This is a genomic window from Blastococcus sp. SYSU DS1024, assembly GCF_054050795.1.
On the sequence record NZ_JBJHAA010000028.1, the window covers coordinates 1 to 17,484 of the forward strand.

General features: G+C 73.7%; 19 protein-coding genes. 17 read left to right on the forward strand and 2 right to left on the reverse strand.

The features are described 5' to 3' along the window. The first annotated feature begins 168 nt into the window (after positions 1-168). From ACI79S_RS18795 to ACI79S_RS18835, 9 genes are all read left to right on the forward strand, one after another. The gene (locus ACI79S_RS18795; protein WP_456594963.1) at positions 169-1,044 is read left to right on the forward strand and encodes a branched-chain amino acid ABC transporter permease; all 876 of its coding nucleotides are present in this window, start codon (positions 169-171) and stop codon (positions 1,042-1,044) included. After that, positions 1,044-2,858, forward strand: coding sequence for a branched-chain amino acid ABC transporter ATP-binding protein/permease (locus ACI79S_RS18800; RefSeq protein ID WP_456594964.1), 1,815 nt, complete (start codon positions 1,044-1,046; stop codon positions 2,856-2,858). Before ACI79S_RS18795 ends, ACI79S_RS18800 begins: the two co-directional genes overlap by 1 nt. After that, positions 2,855-3,577, forward strand: coding sequence for an ABC transporter ATP-binding protein (locus ACI79S_RS18805; RefSeq protein WP_456594965.1), 723 nt, complete (start codon positions 2,855-2,857; stop codon positions 3,575-3,577). The genes ACI79S_RS18800 and ACI79S_RS18805 overlap by 4 nt, the downstream gene beginning before the upstream one ends. A 151-nt stretch (positions 3,578-3,728) precedes the next feature. After that, positions 3,729-4,088, forward strand: coding sequence for a histidine triad nucleotide-binding protein (locus ACI79S_RS18810; protein ID WP_456594966.1), 360 nt, complete (start codon positions 3,729-3,731; stop codon positions 4,086-4,088). A gap of 62 nt (positions 4,089-4,150) precedes the next feature. Beyond that, entirely contained in the window at positions 4,151-4,972 is an 822-nt protein-coding gene (locus tag ACI79S_RS18815; RefSeq protein WP_456594967.1) for an enoyl-CoA hydratase/isomerase family protein, read from the forward strand. A gap of 255 nt (positions 4,973-5,227) precedes the next feature. Then, entirely contained in the window at positions 5,228-6,250 is a 1,023-nt protein-coding gene (locus ACI79S_RS18820; protein WP_456594968.1) for a PhoH family protein, read from the forward strand. A gap of 5 nt (positions 6,251-6,255) precedes the next feature. Further along, positions 6,256-6,759 (forward strand): rRNA maturation RNase YbeY, encoded by a 504-nt coding sequence (gene ybeY / locus ACI79S_RS18825; protein ID WP_456594969.1) that lies wholly within the window; start codon positions 6,256-6,258, stop codon positions 6,757-6,759. After that, positions 6,756-8,117, forward strand: coding sequence for a hemolysin family protein (locus ACI79S_RS18830; protein ID WP_456594970.1), 1,362 nt, complete (start codon positions 6,756-6,758; stop codon positions 8,115-8,117). The genes ybeY and ACI79S_RS18830 overlap by 4 nt, the downstream gene beginning before the upstream one ends. Before the next feature lie 6 nt (positions 8,118-8,123). Beyond that, positions 8,124-8,456, forward strand: coding sequence for a cytidine deaminase (locus ACI79S_RS18835; RefSeq protein WP_456594971.1), 333 nt, complete (start codon positions 8,124-8,126; stop codon positions 8,454-8,456). On the opposite strand, the gene ACI79S_RS18840 is transcribed toward ACI79S_RS18835, so the two are convergent. Next, positions 8,453-9,040 carry a hypothetical protein gene (locus tag ACI79S_RS18840; protein ID WP_456594972.1) on the reverse strand — a complete coding sequence of 196 codons (588 nt, stop codon included), beginning with the start codon at positions 9,038-9,040 and terminating at the stop codon, positions 8,453-8,455. The genes ACI79S_RS18835 and ACI79S_RS18840 overlap by 4 nt on opposite strands. 127 nt (positions 9,041-9,167) lie before the next feature. Here ACI79S_RS18840 and ACI79S_RS18845 point away from each other — a divergent pair, with 127 nt between their 5' ends. The 8 genes from ACI79S_RS18845 (at position 9,168) to ACI79S_RS18880 (ending at position 16,280) form a co-directional block, all read left to right on the forward strand. After that, the gene (locus tag ACI79S_RS18845) at positions 9,168-9,368 is read left to right on the forward strand and encodes a hypothetical protein (RefSeq protein WP_456594973.1); all 201 of its coding nucleotides are present in this window, start codon (positions 9,168-9,170) and stop codon (positions 9,366-9,368) included. 81 nt (positions 9,369-9,449) lie between these two features. Continuing rightward, entirely contained in the window at positions 9,450-10,364 is a 915-nt protein-coding gene (era, locus tag ACI79S_RS18850; RefSeq protein ID WP_456594974.1) for a GTPase Era, read from the forward strand. A gap of 1 nt (position 10,365) precedes the next feature. Beyond that, positions 10,366-11,157, forward strand: coding sequence for a DNA repair protein RecO (gene recO / locus ACI79S_RS18855; RefSeq protein ID WP_456594975.1), 792 nt, complete (start codon positions 10,366-10,368; stop codon positions 11,155-11,157). Between the two features lies 1 nt (position 11,158). After that, on the forward strand, positions 11,159-11,911 hold the full coding sequence (locus ACI79S_RS18860; RefSeq protein WP_456594976.1) for an isoprenyl transferase: 753 nt from the start codon (positions 11,159-11,161) through the stop codon (positions 11,909-11,911). Between the two features lie 72 nt (positions 11,912-11,983). Next, complete coding sequence (locus ACI79S_RS18865; RefSeq protein WP_456594977.1) at positions 11,984-12,865, forward strand: hypothetical protein; 882 nt, start codon at positions 11,984-11,986, stop codon at positions 12,863-12,865. Positions 12,866-12,932: 67 nt separating this feature from the next. Then, a complete protein-coding gene (locus tag ACI79S_RS18870) occupies positions 12,933-13,208 on the forward strand; it encodes an antibiotic biosynthesis monooxygenase family protein (protein ID WP_456594978.1) in 276 nt (91 codons plus the stop codon). Between the two features lie 106 nt (positions 13,209-13,314). Further along, complete coding sequence (locus ACI79S_RS18875; RefSeq protein ID WP_456594979.1) at positions 13,315-14,712, forward strand: glycine--tRNA ligase; 1,398 nt, start codon at positions 13,315-13,317, stop codon at positions 14,710-14,712. 116 nt (positions 14,713-14,828) lie between these two features. Next, positions 14,829-16,280: an aldehyde dehydrogenase gene (locus ACI79S_RS18880; RefSeq protein ID WP_456594980.1), complete on the forward strand. Its 1,452-nt coding sequence runs from the start codon at positions 14,829-14,831 to the stop codon at positions 16,278-16,280. 107 nt (positions 16,281-16,387) lie between these two features. On the opposite strand, the gene ACI79S_RS18885 is transcribed toward ACI79S_RS18880, so the two are convergent. Further along, positions 16,388-17,461: a type IV toxin-antitoxin system AbiEi family antitoxin domain-containing protein gene (locus tag ACI79S_RS18885; RefSeq protein WP_456594981.1), complete on the reverse strand. Its 1,074-nt coding sequence runs from the start codon at positions 17,459-17,461 to the stop codon at positions 16,388-16,390. Positions 17,462-17,484: the final 23 nt, after the last annotated feature.

Genomic DNA, 17,484 nt, shown 5'->3' on the forward strand with positions numbered 1-17,484 from the left:
CCCCCCCCCCCCCCCCCCCCCCCCCCCCCCCCCCCCCCCCCCCCCCCCCCCCCCCCCCCCCCCCCCCCCCCGCGCCGCCACCCTGCCGGGGGCCCGGTCCTCGGACCGGGCCCCCGGACGCGTGTCGGCTACCGTGCCCGGGCATCCACGACGAGAACAGGCAACGCTGTGCAGCAGCTCCTCAACGGCATCTTCATCGGCTCCATCTACGCGTTGTTCGCCATCGGGTTCACGCTGGTGTTCGGCATCCTCGACCGGCTGAACCTCGCGCACCCCGCGGTCTTCGCGGCCTCCGCCTTCGTCGGCATCGAGCTGGTCGAGCGGGGCGGGCTGTCCCTCTGGGCCGCGCTGCCGATCGTGTTCGTCTTCGGCGCCGTCCTGGGCCTGGTCATCGAGCGCGTGGCGTTCCGGCCGCTCAAGGGCCGGGCCGACGCGCACTTCGCCGGGCTGATCTCCTCGATCGCGCTCGCCGGCATGCTGATCGCGCTGCTGCAGTGGCGCTACGGCCCGGACACCCGCCGCTTCCCCCCGGGCTCGTTCCCCGACACCCGGTACGAGGTGTTCGGCGCCCAGGTGACCCTCGTGCAGGTGGTCATCCTCGCCGTCTCCCTCGCCCTGATGGTGGCGCTGACCTACATGGTCACCCGCACCCGGCTGGGCCGGGGGATGCGCGCGGTCGCCGAGAACCCGACGGCGGCGCGGGTGCTCGGCGTGAACGTCGACCGGGTCACCGCGGTCACCTTCGCGATCTCCTCCGCGCTCGGCGCGGTCGCCGGCGTGCTGTTCGCGATCAACGTGAACACCGCCCAGCTGGGCATGGGCGCGGCCATCGAGCTCAAGGGCCTGGCGGTCATCATCGTCGGCGGCATGGGCTCGCTGCCCGGGGCGCTCATCGGCGGGCTGCTGCTGGGCCTGGCCGAGGTGTTCGCCGTCCAGTACATCGGCTCGTCGTGGGTGAACGTCATCGCGTTCGGCCTGCTGTTCGTGATCCTGCTGTTGCGCCCGCAGGGGCTCCTCGGCGCGCGGAAGGTCCGGGAGGTCTGATGCTGGGCCAGTACGCCACCACGCTCACCTTCATCGCCCTCGGGGCGATCTTCGCCTACTCCTTCTACGCCGTCCTGATCGCCGGGCAGCTCAGCCTCGGCCAGGCCGGCTTCGCCTCCCTGGCGGCGTTCTCCGGCGCCTACCTCGCCCCCAGCGGCGCCGACGTCGGCGACGTCGCCGCGCTGCTGATCGCCGTGGCGATCGGCATGTCGGTCGGTGCGCTCGGCGCGGTCGTCCTGGGCCTGCCGACCATGCACCTGCGCGGGGTCTTCCTGGCCATCGCCACCCTCGGGTTCGCCGAGGCCGTCCGTGTGGTCCTGCTCAACCAGGAGTGGACCGGCGGCGCCCAGGGGCTGGGCGTGCCCCGGGTCCTGACCGTCGGCATGGCGTGGACCGCGCTCGCGCTGGTCGCGTACTGGTTCTGGCGGATGGGGCGCTCGCGCTACGGCCGGGCCCTGGAGGCCATCCGGGAGGACGAGCTGGCCGCCCGCTCCATGGGCATCGACGTGGGCCGCCACCGGCTCGCCGCGTTCGTCACCGCGGGCGCCGTCGCCGGGCTGTACGGGGTGCTCTACGCCTACTACGTCCGGCTCATCGCCCCCAACGACTTCGACTTCACGGCGGCCGTCGAGGGGCTGGTCACCGCCGTGGTCGGTGGCTCCACGATGTTCCTGGGGCCGCTGCTGGGCAGCGGCTTCCAGACGATCATCCCGGAGCTCCAGCGGGCGGTCGGGGTGGAGGCCGGCTGGATCCGGCCGTTCCTCGCCAGCCTGCTCCTGCTGGTCGTCATCCTCTTCCTGCCGGGTGGTCTGGCGAGCTTGATCCCGCGCCGGACCCGCATGCCCTCCGAGGGCGCCGACGACGACGCCACCGGCCTGGCTGCTCGCCGCCACCCGGCGGCGGGAGAGCCGGTGGTCACCCTGGCCGGCCTGGGCAAGGAGTACGGCGGGGTGCACGCCGTCCGGGGCGTGGACCTGGAGATCCGGGCCGGCGAGGTCGTCGGCCTGATCGGCCCCAACGGCGCCGGCAAGACGACGCTGGTGAACATGATCAGCGGGCTGGTCCCGCCCAGCTCCGGCAGTGCGACGGTGCTCGGGACGACGATCGGCAGCACGCCGGTGCACCGGATCGCGGCGGCGGGTGTGAGCCGCACGTTCCAGCACTCGAAGCTCTTCAACCGGCTGTCGGCGCTGGAGAACGTGCTGGTCGGGGCCCACCTGGTCAGCCGGCCGACCTTCCTCCGGCGGCTGCTCTGGCTGCCCTCGGCGCGGCGGGACGAACGGGCCGCGCTGCGGCAGGCGGCCCGCTGCCTGGAGCGCGTCGGGCTGACCGAGCTCGCCGCCAGCCGGGCGGAGGCGCTCTCCTACGGCGACCAGCGCAGGCTCGAGATCGCCCGCGCGCTCGCCTCCGACCCGTCCCTGCTGATCCTGGACGAGCCGGCCGCGGGGATGAACCGCGTCGAGGCCGCGCGGCTGTCCGAGCTGATCCGGTCGCTGGCGCGGGACGGGCTGACCATCCTGTTCATCGAGCACAACGTCGGCATGGTCCTGCAGACCTGCACCCGGGTCGTGGTCCTCAACTTCGGCGAGGTGATCGCCAGCGGCGCGCCGGACCAGGTCGCGAACGACCCGGTGGTCATCGAGGCCTACCTGGGCTCGGCCGGGGACGACGACGGTGGGGGCTCGATCGCCGACGGCAGCCGGGTGGACCCGACCGCGGCCGACGACGACGTGCCGCCGGATGCCGTCGCCAACGTGCGACCCGGCGCCGCCGGCACCCTGGACACGCCCGACACCCCGGGGGATGCGAGATGAGCGATCCGATCCTCACCGTCGAGGACCTGCGGGTGACCTACGGGCGGGTCGAGGCGGTCCGGGACGTCACCTTCCGGGCCGAGCGGGGCTCCCTGGTGACCCTCGTCGGCGCGAACGGGGCGGGCAAGTCCTCGGTCATCAACGCCGTCTCCGGCATGCTGCGGCCGGCAGGTGGGCGGATCACGTTCGAGGGCCAGGACATCACCCGAACCCCGGCGCACAAGCTGGTGGGCCGGGGCCTCGTGCAGGTGCCCGAGGGCCGGCAGATCCTCGCCACGCTCACCATCGAGGAGAACCTCCAGATGGGCACGTGGCACTCCGGGACCAGCGGTGCGAGCTCCGTCGACGCGATGTACGACCGGTTCCCGGTGCTGGCCGAGCGCCGGGCGCTGCCGGCCGGAGCGCTCTCCGGCGGCGAGCAGCAGATGCTCGCCATCGCCCGCGCCCTCGTCGCCGGACCCAAGGTCATGCTCATGGACGAGCCGTCGATGGGGCTGGCCCCCAAGATCGTCGACGAGGTCTTCCGCGTCATCGAGGAGATCCGCGCCTCGGGCACCACCGTGGTGCTGGTGGAGCAGAACGCCCGCCGGGCGCTGCGCGCCGCCGACCACGGGTACGTGCTCCAGAGCGGGGAGGTGGTGCACTCCGGGCCGGCCGACGAGCTGCTCGCCGACGAGCGGATCGTGCAGGCGTACCTGGGGGTCGACAGCGGCGGCTGACCGCCGGCGTGCTGGAACGGCCCCCGTGCGGGGTCCCGCCGCGAGCGGAGCGAGTGGTGGGGGCGGTGACGTGCTGGAACGGCCCCCGTGCGGGGTCCCGCCGCGAGCGAGCGAGTGGTGGGAGGCACGGGGGTCCTTCTAGGGTCGGCGCGTGACCGACTGCCTGTTCTGCCGCATGGTCGCCGGCGAGATCCCCGCCGACGTCGTCCACGAGACCGACCGGGTGCTCGCCTTCCGCGACATCAACCCGCAGGCCCCGACCCACGTCCTCGTCATCCCCAAGGAGCACCACGCGACCGCCGGGGCCCTGGTGGCGGCGGACCCGGGCTTGCTCGGCGAGGTGGTCGCCGGGGCGCATGCGGTGGCCACCCAGGAGGGCCTGGTGACCGACGGCGGTGCCGCACCCGGGTACCGCCTCGTCACCAACACCGGTCCGCAGGCCGGGCAGAGCGTCCACCACGTCCACCTGCACGTCCTGGGCGGCCGCGACCTCGGCTGGCCCCCCGGCTGAGCAGCTCGGGCTTCCGGACGGCCGTCGCTGCGACCCCGGGCCCGGGCTGAGAGGGTGAGGGCATGGCCGATCCCACCGCCCCCCTCCGCGTCGAGCGCGACGGTGACGTCGCCGTCGTCGTCCTCGACAACCCGCCGCTGAACCTGTTCGACGCCGCGACGTTCGACGCGATGGAGACCGTGGCGGGCGAGCTGGTCGCGCTGACCGATCCGTCGCGGGCCGACCGGGCCCGTGCGGTGCTGGTCGAGGCGCGCGGCAAGGTGGTCTCGGGCGGGGTGGACGTCAGCTACTTCCGCGACATCGCGGAGGGGCCGGAGCCGGCGGAGCGCGGCGGTGAGCTGTGGGCCCGGCTGCTGCGCGTGGCCAACGCGTTCGAGGACCTGCCGGTCCCGACCGTGTTCGCGGCGCACGGGCTCTGCCTGACCGCGGCCTTCGAGCTGGCGCTCTCCTGCGACATCCTGCTGGCGGCGGAGAAGGCGTCGTTCGGGCTCGTGGAGATCGTCGTCGGCCTCACCCCGTCGATGGGCGGCCCGCAGCGGCTGGCCGAGCGGGCCGGGCCGGCCCGGGCCAAGGAGCTGATCTACACCGGGGAGCGCTACCCGGCCGCGGTCCTGGAGCGCTGGAACGTCGTCAACCGGGTGCTGCCCGACGAGGGCTTCGCCGAGGCGGCGCGGGAGTACGCCCGCCGGGTCGCGGCCGGCCCCACCGTGGCGCACGCAGCCACCAAGCGGCTGGCGACCGTCGCGGTCCGCGAGGGTGCCCGCGCCGCCGACGCGCTGGTGCCGGAGGTCTCCGGACCGCTCTTCGCCACCGAGGACCTCCGCGGCGCCGTCGCCTCGTTCCTCACCGAGGGCCCGGGCAAGGCGAGCTACCGGGGGCGATGACCCCGCCGGGGCGAGCCGGGGTTCGCGGGTCCGGGCGCGGGTAGAGTCGAGCGGTCACCAGTGCGGGTCCCCCCGCACTTCGCCGTCGCAGGAAGGCAGGGTCGAGGGTTCTTGCCCGACACCTCCCCGAACGTCCCCGTGCCAGGTGCTCCCACGTCGCGTGAGGCCTCGGCGCAGGCCGCCGCGGCGGACGGCACGCTCGCCGCTACGTCCGCCCCGCCCGCCGGCACGCCGGCAGGCGCCGTCCCCCCACCCGTGCGGACCACCATCGCCGTTCCCGACGCGGTGTCCATGGTCGCCCTGCTCGGCTCGGGCGACGAGCTCCTCCGGCTCGTGGAGGCCGAGCTCGACGCCGACGTGCACGTGCGCGGCAACGAGATCGCCGTCACCGGGCAGCCGGCCGACAACGCGTTCGCCGTCCGGGTCTTCGACGAGCTGATCGCGCTGCTCGGCACCGGTCAGCAGCTGCGGCCCGACTCGGTGCGCCGGGTGATCGCGATGCTCAAGGCCGGTGGCTCCGAACGCCCGGCCGACGTGCTGAGCCTGGACATCATCAGCCGCCGCGGCCGCACCATCCGGCCGAAGACGCTGAACCAGAAGCGCTACGTCGACGCCATCGACCAGCACACGATCGTCTTCGGCATCGGCCCGGCCGGTACCGGGAAGACGTACCTGGCCATGGCCAAGGCGGTGCAGGCGCTCACCACCAAGCAGGTCAACCGGATCATCCTGACCCGGCCGGCCGTCGAGGCGGGGGAGCGGCTGGGCTACCTGCCCGGCACGCTCTCGGAGAAGATCGACCCCTACCTGCGGCCGCTGTACGACGCGCTGCACGACATGGTCGACCCCGAGTCGATCCCGCGGCTGATGCAGTCGGGCACGATCGAGGTCGCCCCGCTGGCCTACATGCGTGGCCGGACGTTGAACGACGCGTTCGTCATCCTCGACGAGGCGCAGAACACCACCGCCGAGCAGATGAAGATGTTCCTCACCCGGCTCGGCTTCGGTTCCAAGATCGTCGTCACCGGTGACGTCACGCAGGTCGACCTGCCCGGCGGTGCGCAGAGCGGGCTGAAGATCGTCCGCGAGATCCTCGACGGCATCGAGGACGTGCACTTCGCCAACCTGAGCAGCTCCGACGTCGTCCGCCACCGGCTGGTCGGCAACATCGTCGACGCCTACGAGCGCTGGGACGCGACCCGTCAGGCACCCACCAGCCGATCGGCCGCCGGCGCGCCACCGGTCCGCACCTCCCGACCGCGCCGGCAGGGGAGCTGACCGCCGTGCCCGTCGAGGTGTCCAACGAGTCCGAGATCGCCGTGGACGAGGCCGAGCTCGCCGGCGTCTGCCGCTTCGTGCTCGGCGAGATGAAGATCAACCAGATGGCCGAGCTCTCCGTGCTCTGCGTCGACCCCGACTACATGAGCAGCCTGCACGAGCGGTGGATGGGCGAGAAGGGCCCCACCGACGTGCTGGCCTTCCCGATGGACGAGTTCGACAGCGGCCGGCCCGACGACCCCGAGCCGGGGCCGGCGCTGCTCGGCGACATCGTGCTGTGCCCCGCGGTCGCCGTCCGGCAGGCCCGGGCCGCCGGGCACTCGATGGACGACGAGCTGGTGCTGCTGGCCACCCACGGCGTCCTCCACCTCCTGGGCTACGACCACATGGAGCCCGACGAGGAGAAGGAGATGTTCGGCCTCCAGACGAAGCTCATCGACGCCTGGCGGGCCGCTCCCCGTGAGCCGGTGACCGGCGCGCCGGCGGGTCAGGAGACCGGTCCCCGATGACTGCCGGCGCGATCACCACCCTGGTGATCGCCATCTGCCTGGTTCCGCTCGCCGGCCTGTTCGGCGCGATGGAAGCGGCGCTGCAGCGGGTCTCGAAGGCCCGCGTCGAGGAGCTGCGCCGGGACGGGGTGAAGCGCGCGGCGGCGCTGGAGGAGATCGTCGCCGAGCGGGCGCGGCACGTCTCGCTGCTCCTGCTGCTGCGGATCGTCTGCGAGATGGTCTCCGCGGTCATCGTGGCGCTGCTCTTCTTCGACCTGTGGGACAGCACGCTGCAGGCGGTCCTGGCCGCCGCGGGGGTCATGACGGTGGTCAGCTACGTGCTCGTCGGAGTCGGGCCCCGCACCCTCGGCCGCCAGCACGCCTACGGGACGGCGCTGGCCTCCGCCGGGGTCGTCCGGCTGCTGGGCCGGGTGCTCGGGCCCGTGGCGAGCCTGCTGATCCTGGTCGGCAACGCGATCACCCCCGGGCGTGGCTTCCGGGACGGCCCGTTCTCCTCCGAGGTGGAGCTGCGCGAGCTGGTCGACATGGCCGAGGAGCGCGGGGTCGTCGAGTCCGGTGAGCGGAACATGATCCACTCGGTGTTCGAGCTGGGCGACACGATCGCCCGCGAGGTCATGGTCCCGCGCACCGACGTCGTCTGGATAGAGCGCACCAAGACGGTGCGCCAGGCGCTGGCGCTGGCGCTGCGCAGCGGCTTCAGCCGGATCCCGGTGATCGGCGAGAACGTCGACGACGTGGTGGGTGTGGTCTACCTCAAGGACCTGGTCCGCCGTTCGCAGAACCTGCAGGACCGCAGTGGGCCCAAGGTCGAGGAGCTCATGCGCCCGCCGACGTTCGTCCCGGAGTCCAAGCCGGTCGACGAGCTGCTCCGGGACATGCAGGCGCAGCGAATCCACATCGCGATCGTGGTCGACGAGTACGGCGGGTTCGCCGGCCTGGTCACCATCGAGGACATCCTCGAGGAGATCGTCGGGGAGATCGCCGACGAGCACGACGCCTTCCAGCGGCCGGAGATCGAGCAGCTCGAGGACGGCTCGGCGCGGGTCACCGCCCGGCTGCCGGTGCAGGACCTCGCCCACGTGTTCCCCGGGGTGGAGCTCCCCGAGGACGATGACGTGGAGACCGTCGGCGGGCTGCTCGCCCGCGAGCTGGGGCGGGTGCCGATCGAGGGGGCGGCGGCCGAGGTGGGTGGCCTGCGGCTGGTCGCCGAGAGCACCGGTGGGCGCCGCAACCGCATCGACACCCTGCTGGTCTGCCGACTGCCCGAGCCGTCGGAGGACGGCGAGGAGGCCACCGACGAGCAGCAGCCGTCGGGGGCCACCCGGGCGGAGCAGCCCGCCGGCGTGGTGGAAGGCTGACGCCCCGTGGCTGACCTGCACCCCGAGGACACGAAGCTCGTCACGCTCGCCCGGTCGGCGCGGGCGCGCACCGGCGCGACCGAGGGTGCCGCGGTGCGCGACACCGACGGCCGCACCTACGTCGCGGCGAGCGTGGCGCTGCCCTCGCTGACCCTCACCGCGCTCCAGGCCGCCGTCGCGGCCGCCGTCTCCAGCGGGGTCGAGGGGCTGGAGGCCGCCGTCGTCGTCTCCGCGGCCGAGGCCGTGGAGCCGGCCGGGCTGGCCGCCGTCCGCGACCTCACCGCCGGTGCCCCCGTGCACCTGGCCGCCCCCGACGGCGTCCTGCGCACCTCCGTCTAGCGGGTCAGCGGGGCCCCGAGCGCGTCGGCGAACGCCGCCGGGTCGCGCACCCACAGGGTGAGCGACTGCTCGCCGTCGTCGCCCAGGTACCGGACGGCGACCCGCGTGCGCCCCGGCCACCACCCACCGCGCTTCTCCGGCCGGGGCCAGTCCGCCGGGGCGGGGCCGACACGCACCTCCTGCACCAGCGCGGAGGGGACGACGGCTCGCGGCTCGGTGCGGCTCCCGGCCACGTCGAACGAGAGCCCGTGGTCGGAGACGGTGACCCGGCGGGTGTTCAGCAGGTACACCGCCAGGCCGGCGAGGAGCGCCAGCGGCAGCTCCGCGCGGACGGCCGGCCAGCCGCCGACCCAGCCGAACAGGCCGAGCCACAGGACGACGACGAGCGCGGCGGCGCCGGCCGCGAACGGGCCTCCGGGCCGGTACTGCCAGTAGCGCAGCGGAGCGGGGACGACGGTCGCCGAGCGCTTCGGGCCCCAGCCGGCCACGAAGCGGTGGCCGCGCACCTGCTCGACGTGCAGCCGCCGGGCGCGGTCCGCCGCCGCGCGGGGTGGCTGCGACCGGTTCCGCTGTCGTCCTGGCACGCCCCGATCATCCCAGCCGGTCGGTTCTCGGCGTCCGGGAGTGCCCACCGGAGGCTGGCAGGTTCCTTGCGCGGATGGACCTTCCTGCCGCTTCCGCCGCGGGTGCGGAGCGCGCAGGGTCGACGGTGTGACGACGCTGCTCTTCCTGCTCCTGCTGGTGCTCGTCCTGCGGTCGCTGGGGCGGCCGGCGGGCGGGACTCCCCGGGAGCCGGTGGCCTCCTGGTCCGCGGCGGGCCGGCGGTTGGCCGGTGAGGTCCTGACGGGCGTCCGCACGCTCGGCCGGCTCGACGCCGCCCGCCGCGACCGGACCGGCCGCCCCTGGTCCTGACGCGGCATCCCCGGGACCGCGGCGCCGCGCGGCGGACTCCGGCGCGCGGCGTTGTCGGTCGCCGGTGGGAGACTTGCCCGCGTGACCGTCCCTGACCAGCCGTACCGCAGTGGCTTCGTCGCGCTGGTCGGGCGTCCCAACGCCGGCAAGACCACGCTGACCAACGCGATGGTCGGCGAGAAGGTCGGCATCGTCAGCAACCGCCCGCAGACCACCCGGCACGCCATCCGCGGCGTCGTCCACCGGCCCGGCGGCCAGGTCGTGCTGGTCGACACCCCGGGGCTGCACAAGCCCAAGAGCCTGCTCGGCCGCCGGCTCAACGACGTCGTCCGCGACACGCTGGCCGACGTCGACGTGGTGGTCTTCTGCGTCCCGGCCGACCAGCCCGTCGGCACCGGGGACCGGTTCATCGCCCGCCAGCTGCAGGAGGTGAGGGCCCCGATCGTGCTCGTGGTGACCAAGACCGACGCCACGGGCAAGAAGCAGGTCGCCGAGCAGCTGATGGCGGCCAGCCAGCTGGTCGAGGCCGCCGAGGTGGTGCCCGTGAGCGCGGTGAAGGGCGAGCAGGTCGAGCTGCTGGAGGACCTGCTGATCGGCCTGCTGCCGGAGGGGCCGCCGCTGTACCCGCAGGAGCAGACCACCGACGAGGACACCGAGCGGCAGCTGGCCGAGCTGGTCCGGGAAGCCGCGCTGGAGAAGGTGTTCCAGGAGGTGCCGCACTCCCTGGCGGTGACGATCGAGGAGCTGCACCGCCGCCCCGATCCGAAGGCCCCCGGGCGCGAGCTGGTCGAGGTGCACGCGCTGCTGCACTGCGAGCGGCCCAGCCAGAAGCCCATGCTGCTGGGCAGGGGTGGCTCGATCATCAAGGCGATCGGCACGGAGGCCCGCCACGGCATGGAGACGCTGCTGGACGCCCGCGTGCACCTGGAGCTGCACGTGACCGTCCTCGGGGAGTGGCAGGACGACCCGAAGAAGCTCAACCGGCTGGGCTACTGAGGTGAGCGCGCACACCCCCAAGGCGCTCTACCGGGACGAGGGCATCGTCCTGCGCACCCAGAAGCTGGGTGAGGCCGACCGGATCGTCACCGTGCTCACCCGCCGGCACGGCAAGGTGCGGGCGGTGGCCAAGGGCGTGCGCCGCACCAAGAGCAAGTTCGGTGCCCGCCTCGAACCGTTCACCCACGTGGACCTGCAGCTCTACACCGGGCGGACGCTCGACATCGTCAGCCAGGCCGAGTCGATCCGGTCCTACGGCCAGGAGGTCGTGGCCGACTACCCGGCCTACACCGCCGGCACCGCCGTCCTGGAGACCGCCGACCGGCTCACCGCGGAGGAGAAGGAGCCCTCGCTCCGGCTGTTCCTGCTGGTGGTGGGCGCGCTGCGGGCGCTGGGGGAGAAGGCCCACCCCGCGCCGCTTGTGCTCGACGCGTTCCTGCTGCGGGCGATGTCGGTGGCCGGGTGGGAGCCCGCGCTCGCGGAGTGCGCCCGCTGCGGGGAGGCCGGCCCGCACCGGCACTTCTCGGTGCCCGCGGGCGGCACCGTCTGCCCGGCCTGCCGGCCCACCGGCTCGGCGATGCCCAGCCCGGTCACCATCGAGCTGCTCGACGCGCTCCTCACCGGTGACTGGGCCCGCGCCGAGGCCAGCCAGGGCATCAACCGACGGGAGGGCAGCGGGCTGGTCGCCGCGCTGCTGCAGTGGCACCTGGAGCGCGGACTGCGCTCGCTGCCGCTGGTGGACCGGACCGAGTCGGCGCCCCGCCGGGAGATGAGCCTGCTGCATGAGGCGTGAGGTGAAGGCACCGAACCCCCACCCGTCCGGCGTCCGTCCGCCGCAGCTGCCCAAGGACAAGGTCCCCCGGCACGTCGCGCTCGTCATGGACGGCAACGGCCGGTGGGCCAAGCAGCGCGGGCTGCCCCGCACCGCCGGGCACGAGGCGGGGGAGTCCTCGCTCTTCGACTGCGTCGAGGGCGCGATCGAGCTGGGTGTCAAGGCGATCAGCGCCTACGCCTTCTCCACCGAGAACTGGCGGCGCAGCCCCGAGGAGGTCCGCTTCCTCATGGGCTTCAACCGGGACGTCATCCGCCGGCGCCGCGACGAGATGCACGAGCTCGGGGTGCGGGTGCGCTGGGCGGGGCGGCGGCCGAGGCTGTGGCGCAGCGTCATCAAGGAGCTCGAGATCGCCGAGGAGCTCACCCGCGACAACGACGTCCTCACCCTGACCATGTGCGTGAACTACGGGGGCCGGGCGGAGATCGCCGACGCCGCCGCCGCGATCGCCCGCGAGGTCGCCGCGGGGCGGCTGAACCCGGACAAGATCGACGAGTCCACGGTCGCCCGGTTCCTCGACGAGCCCGACATGGAGGACGTGGACCTGTTCGTGCGCAGCTCGGGGGAGAACCGCACCAGCAACTTCCTGCTGTGGCAGTCCGCCTACGCCGAGTTCGTCTTCCTCGACACGCTGTGGCCGGACTTCGACCGGCGGCACCTCTGGGCCGCCTGCGAGGAGTTCGCCTCCCGGCAGCGCCGATTCGGTTCCGCCTGACGCCGTGCGGACGTACCGTTTCCGCTCAGCCGGGCAGTCCGCCGGCCGCGGCACCGAGCGGAAGCGGAGACGATGACCCAGCCCCCCACCGGTGACGAGCCCGCCGGCCCACCCGACCCGGCCGAGCGGCCGGGAGCCGGTCCGGCCGACGGCTCCGGGGCGACGGCCTGGTCGCAGCCGGCCGGCCCCTCCCCGGCCGCCCCGGTGCCGGGGGAGAGCGGCGGGTGGCGGCCGCCGTACGGGCAGCAGCCCCCGGCCCCCGGCCAGCAGCCGCACCCGGGCGAGCAGGCCTGGCACGGCGGGCAACCACCCTCCGCCCCACCGCCCTACGGCCCACCCCCGTACGGCGGGCCCGGGGGGCCGTCGGCCGCCCGTCCGCGGAAGCGGACGCTGCTCCCCTGGCTGATCGGCGCCGCGGTGCTGCTGATCGCCGGTCTCGCCTTCCTGTGGGTCGTCCTGCTGAACGGAGGCGACGGCGAACGGCGCAGCGCCGAGCGGTCCGTGGGTGGGGCCAGCGGGTTCGCCACGCCGCTGGGCGGGCCCTCGTCGGCGCCCCTCGGTGGCACGGGTCAGCTGCCCGGGGGCGCGCGGGGAGCCGAGCCCGTGCCGGCGCAGGAGGGCCGGTACGCCGGCTCGGGCGACGTCGCCCTCGCCTGGGTGGAGGCGATGGGCCAGGGCGACTTCCAGGCCGCGTTCGACCTCTCCTGCGTGGCGGTCCAGGAGGCGGCGGTCGACGCCGCGGCCGGTGACGACCCGGCGCAGGTGCTGGGCGACTACTTCTACCGCGACACCCTCGGCGGCCAGGGTTTCACCAGCGGGACCTTCGACGGGGTCGAGCACCAGGTGGAGTCCGCCACCGACATGGCCTCGTTCACCCTGGAGCTCGACGACGGCGAGCCGTTCCTCCTGCTGGTCCACGTCGGCGACGACGGGACGGTCTGCGACTTCTTCTGACGGCGGGCGCTGCCCGCGGCGGGACGATGACGGAGGATGCCGGCGTGGCCGGACGGGGGGAGCAGGGGTGTTCGCGGTGACACGGCTGCGGGTGACCGCGGAGCAGGCGGAAGCCGTCGAGAAGGCGGTGGCCGGGCTGCTGGACGCGCTGGCCGTCCGACCGGGGTACCGCGGCGGAGAGCTGGGGCGCGCCGCCGACGACCCGACCCTGTGGGCCCTGGTGACCCGCTGGGACGGCGTGGGCGCCTACCGGCGCGGGCTCTCGGCGGCCGAGGTCAAGATCGCCGGGGCGCCGGTCTGGGTGCACGCCCTCGACGAACCGGGTGTCTACGAGACCGGGTGATCGTTCCCGCGGGCGGAACGTGCACCGCCCGTCCCGGGGGCACGGGACCTGCCGACTACCGTCTAGAGGTCAACCGCCGACCGCCAGCCGGATGGAGCCTCTCCGCGTGAGCACCGCCAAGCACGACGCCGCCCGCCTCGACAAGGTCGTCAACCTCTGCAAGCGACGGGGCTTCGTGTTCCCGTCCGGGGAGATCTACGGCGGTACGCGCTCCGCCTGGGACTACGGCCCGCTGGGCGTCGAGCTCAAGGAGAACATCAAGCGCCAGTGGTGGCGCACCGTCGTCCAGAGCCGGGACGACATCGTCGGCCTGGACTCCTCGGTGATCCTGCCGCGCCAGACGTGGGTCGCCTCCGGCCACGTCGGGGTCTTCACCGACCCCCTCACCGAGTGCCAGAGCTGCCACAAGCGGTTCCGCGCCGACCACCTCGAGGAGGAGTTCGAGGCCAAGAAGGGGCGCGCCCCGGAGAACGGGCTGGCCGACATCGCCTGCCCGAACTGCGGCACCAAGGGTGCGTGGACCGAGCCGCGCGACTTCAACATGATGCTCAAGACCTACCTCGGCCCCGTCGAGGACGAGTCGGGGCTGCACTACCTGCGCCCGGAGACCGCGCAGGGCATCTTCGTGAACTTCGCCAACGTCATGGGCGCCGCGCGCAAGAAGCCCCCGTTCGGCATCGGCCAGATCGGCAAGTCCTTCCGCAACGAGATCACCCCGGGCAACTTCATCTTCCGCACCCGCGAGTTCGAGCAGATGGAGATGGAGTTCTTCGTCGAGCCGGGCACCGACGAGGAGTGGCACCAGTACTGGATCGACGAGCGCACCCGTTGGTACACCGACCTGGGCATCTCGCCGGACAACCTGCGGCACTACGAGCACGCGAAGGAGAAGCTGTCGCACTACTCGAAGCGCACCGTCGACATCGAGTACCGCTTCGGCTTCCAGGGCTCGGAGTGGGGTGAGCTGGAGGGGATCGCGAACCGCACCGACTTCGACCTGTCCACGCACACCCAGCACTCGGGCACCGACCTGTCCTACTTCGACCAGGCCAGCAACACCCGCTGGACGCCGTACGTGATCGAGCCGGCGGCCGGGCTCACCCGCTCGCTCATGGCGTTCCTCGTCGAGGCCTACACCGAGGACGAGGCGCCGAACGCCAAGGGCGGCGTCGACACCCGCACGGTGCTCAAGCTCGACCCGCGCCTGGCGCCGGTGAAGGCCGCCGTCCTGCCGCTGTCGCGCAACGCCGACCTCTCGCCCAAGGCCCGCGACCTGGCCGCCACGCTGCGGCGGAACTGGAACGTGGACTTCGACGACGCCGGCGCCATCGGCCGCCGGTACCGCCGCCAGGACGAGGTCGGGACGCCGTTCTGCCTCACCGTCGACTTCGACACCCTCGAGGACCAGGCGGTCACTGTCCGGGAGCGCGACTCGATGAGCCAGGAGCGCGTCGCCCTGGACCAGGTCGAGTCCTACCTCGCGGCGCGGCTCCCCGGCTGCTGACCGACCCCGTGCGTGTGCGCCGAGGCCCGGTTCCGAGCTCTGGAACCGGGCCTCAGCGCACACGCGGGCGGATCTCCCCTCCCCGCGAAGCGCGACCCCCAGTAGAAGGAGCTCCCATGTTCGAGACCAATCTCCTCATCGGCACCGAGCAGGTCCCCGCCGCCGGCGGCCGGACCTTCGACCGTGCCAACCCCGTCAGCGGCGAGGCCGTGACGCGCTCGCCGGCCGCCGGGGTCGAGGACGCCGTCCGGGCCGTCGACGCCGCCGCGTCGGCGTTCCAGAAGTGGGCGGCCACGACGCCGGGCGAGCGCCGGCGGCTGCTGCTGAAGGCGGCCGACCTCCTCGAGGCGAACACCGACCGCTTCGTCGAGCGGATGGCCGCCGAGTGCGGCGCGACCGCGGGCTGGGGGCACTTCAACGTCCACCTCGCCGCGGGCATGCTGCGGGAGGCCGCCGGCCTCACCACGCACGTGGGCGGGCAGGTGATCCCCTCGGACATCCCCGGCAGCCTGAGCATGGGCATCCGCCAGCCGGCGGGTGTGGTGATCGGCATCGCGCCGTGGAACGCGCCGGTCATCCTGTCGACCCGCGCCGTCGCCTTCCCGCTCGCCGCCGGCAACACCGTCGTCCTCAAGTGCTCGGAGCTCTCGCCGGCCACGCACATGCTGCTCGGGGAGATCCTGGTCGAGGCCGGCCTCGGCGACGGCGTCGTCAACGTCATCACCGTGGCCCCGGAGGACGCCGCCGAGGTGACCGAGGCGATGGTGGCCCACCCGGCTGTTCGCCGGCTCAACTTCACCGGCTCCACCCGGGTCGGCCGCATCATCGGCGAGGTCTGCGCCCGCCACCTCGTGCCGGCGCTCCTCGAGCTGGGGGGCAAGAACCCGCTCCTGGTCCTCGACGACGCCGACATCGACGCCGCCGTCCAGGGGGCGACCTTCGGCGGCTTCGTCAACCAGGGGCACGTCTGCATGTCGACCGACAAGATCATCGTCGACGAGTCGATCGCCGAGGATTTCGTCGCCAAGCTGGTCGCCCGGGTGGAGTCGCTGCCGATCGGCGACCCGCGCACGGGCGACGTCGTCCTCGGCTCGGTCATCGGCACGAGCACCGTCGAGCACATCCAGCGACTGGTGGACGACGCCGTCGCCAAGGGGGCGAAGGTGCTGACGAAGGGTGAGCCGCAGGGCACGATCATGCCCGGGGTGGTGCTCGACCACGTCACGCCGGACATGGAGATCTTCCACGAGGAGATCTTCGGCCCGGCCGTCACGATCACCCGGGTCGCGAGCGAGGAGGAGGCGGTCGCCGCGGCCAACGACAGCGCCTACGGGCTGTCGGCCGCCGTCTTCACGCGCGACGCCGCGCGTGGGTTCCAGGTCGCCCGGCGGATCGAGTCCGGCATCTGCCACATCAACGCGCCCACCGTGCACGACGAGGCGCAGATGCCCTTCGGTGGCGTGAAGGACAGCGGGTACGGGCGGTTCGGCGGGCTCGCCGGCATCGAGGCCTTCACCGAGCTGCGCTGGATCAGCATGCAGGTGGAGCCGCGCGTCTACCCGTTCTGAGCTCGTGTCGTCCCACTGGTGAAAGCCGGTCGGCCGTGCGGCGGGTCAACCCGCACGGCCGACCGGTGCGCCGCGCCACGGCGCGGCTCCCGGGGCGCCGGTGCGGGTCAACCCGGTCGGCCGACGCCGTCCTCGACCCGGGCGAGCCATCCGTCGTCCCCAGCGGCGTGACCGCGCGCGCGGCCCGCGGGCCGCGGCACCGCCAGGAACTCCCGCCCCTCGGGGCCGCGGACGGCGAGCAGCCGCCGTGCCGACCGGTCCAGTCGTCGACGCCCCCCGTTGAGGTCCTCGTACAGGACTCGGAGGAACCGCACCCCGACCGAGCGGAGCAGATCCTCCCGGCGCTTCTCCTCCCACAGCTCCTGCTCCGCGGTGCGGTCGAACTGCGGTCGGCGGTACTTGATCCGGCCGTCGAACTCCACCGCCACCGCGGCCCCGGGGTACCAGCCGTCGACCACCTTCACCAGCTGACCGTCGACACGCAGCTCCACCTGCGGTACGAACGGCGGCAGCCCGAGCGCGGCGAACGTCAGCCGGCCGCAGGTCTCCAGCCACGACTCGGCCCGGCCGTCGGCGAGGCCCAGCGCGCGGCCGGCACGCGGGATCCCGGGCACGTTCACCTGCCGGTCGATGACGCGGCGCACGTCGTCGTGGGTCGTGAGGCCGCGCAGCAGGGCGGCGTCGACGGCGGCGACGGCGTGGATCTCCGGCCAGGCCCGGGCGACGTCGACCAGCGTGCGTGCCACCGTCGTCACCCGGTAGGCGCCGCGGACGGTGACCTCGTCGTCGGGCAGCGCAGCCCGGGTCATCAGCCAGCCGCGCCCCCGGCGCCAGTGATGCGGATCGGTCAGGTGCACGGCGACCGGAGCCGGGAACGGGCGGGGCAGCCCCCACACCCAGGCCGCGCTGTCCCGGCTGAGGACGGCGGACGGACGGGCCAGGGCGGTCGTGACGGCCAGCGCCTCCAGGCCCGGTCGGCGATCGGTGCGCTCCACCTCGGCGAGGTCGGCGGCGCTGACGAAGACACCGGTGCGCAGTCGCACCCACGCGCCCGTGCGGGTCGCCGTCCGGACTTCGCGCTCGGTCACGCCCCGAGCGGCGAGGTCGGCAGTGGTGAAGATGCCCAGGCGCCGCCGTGCGGGTTCGTCGACGGCGAGCGGGACGTGCAGGTGCGTGGTCACGGGACGACCGTCGGGCAACCAGC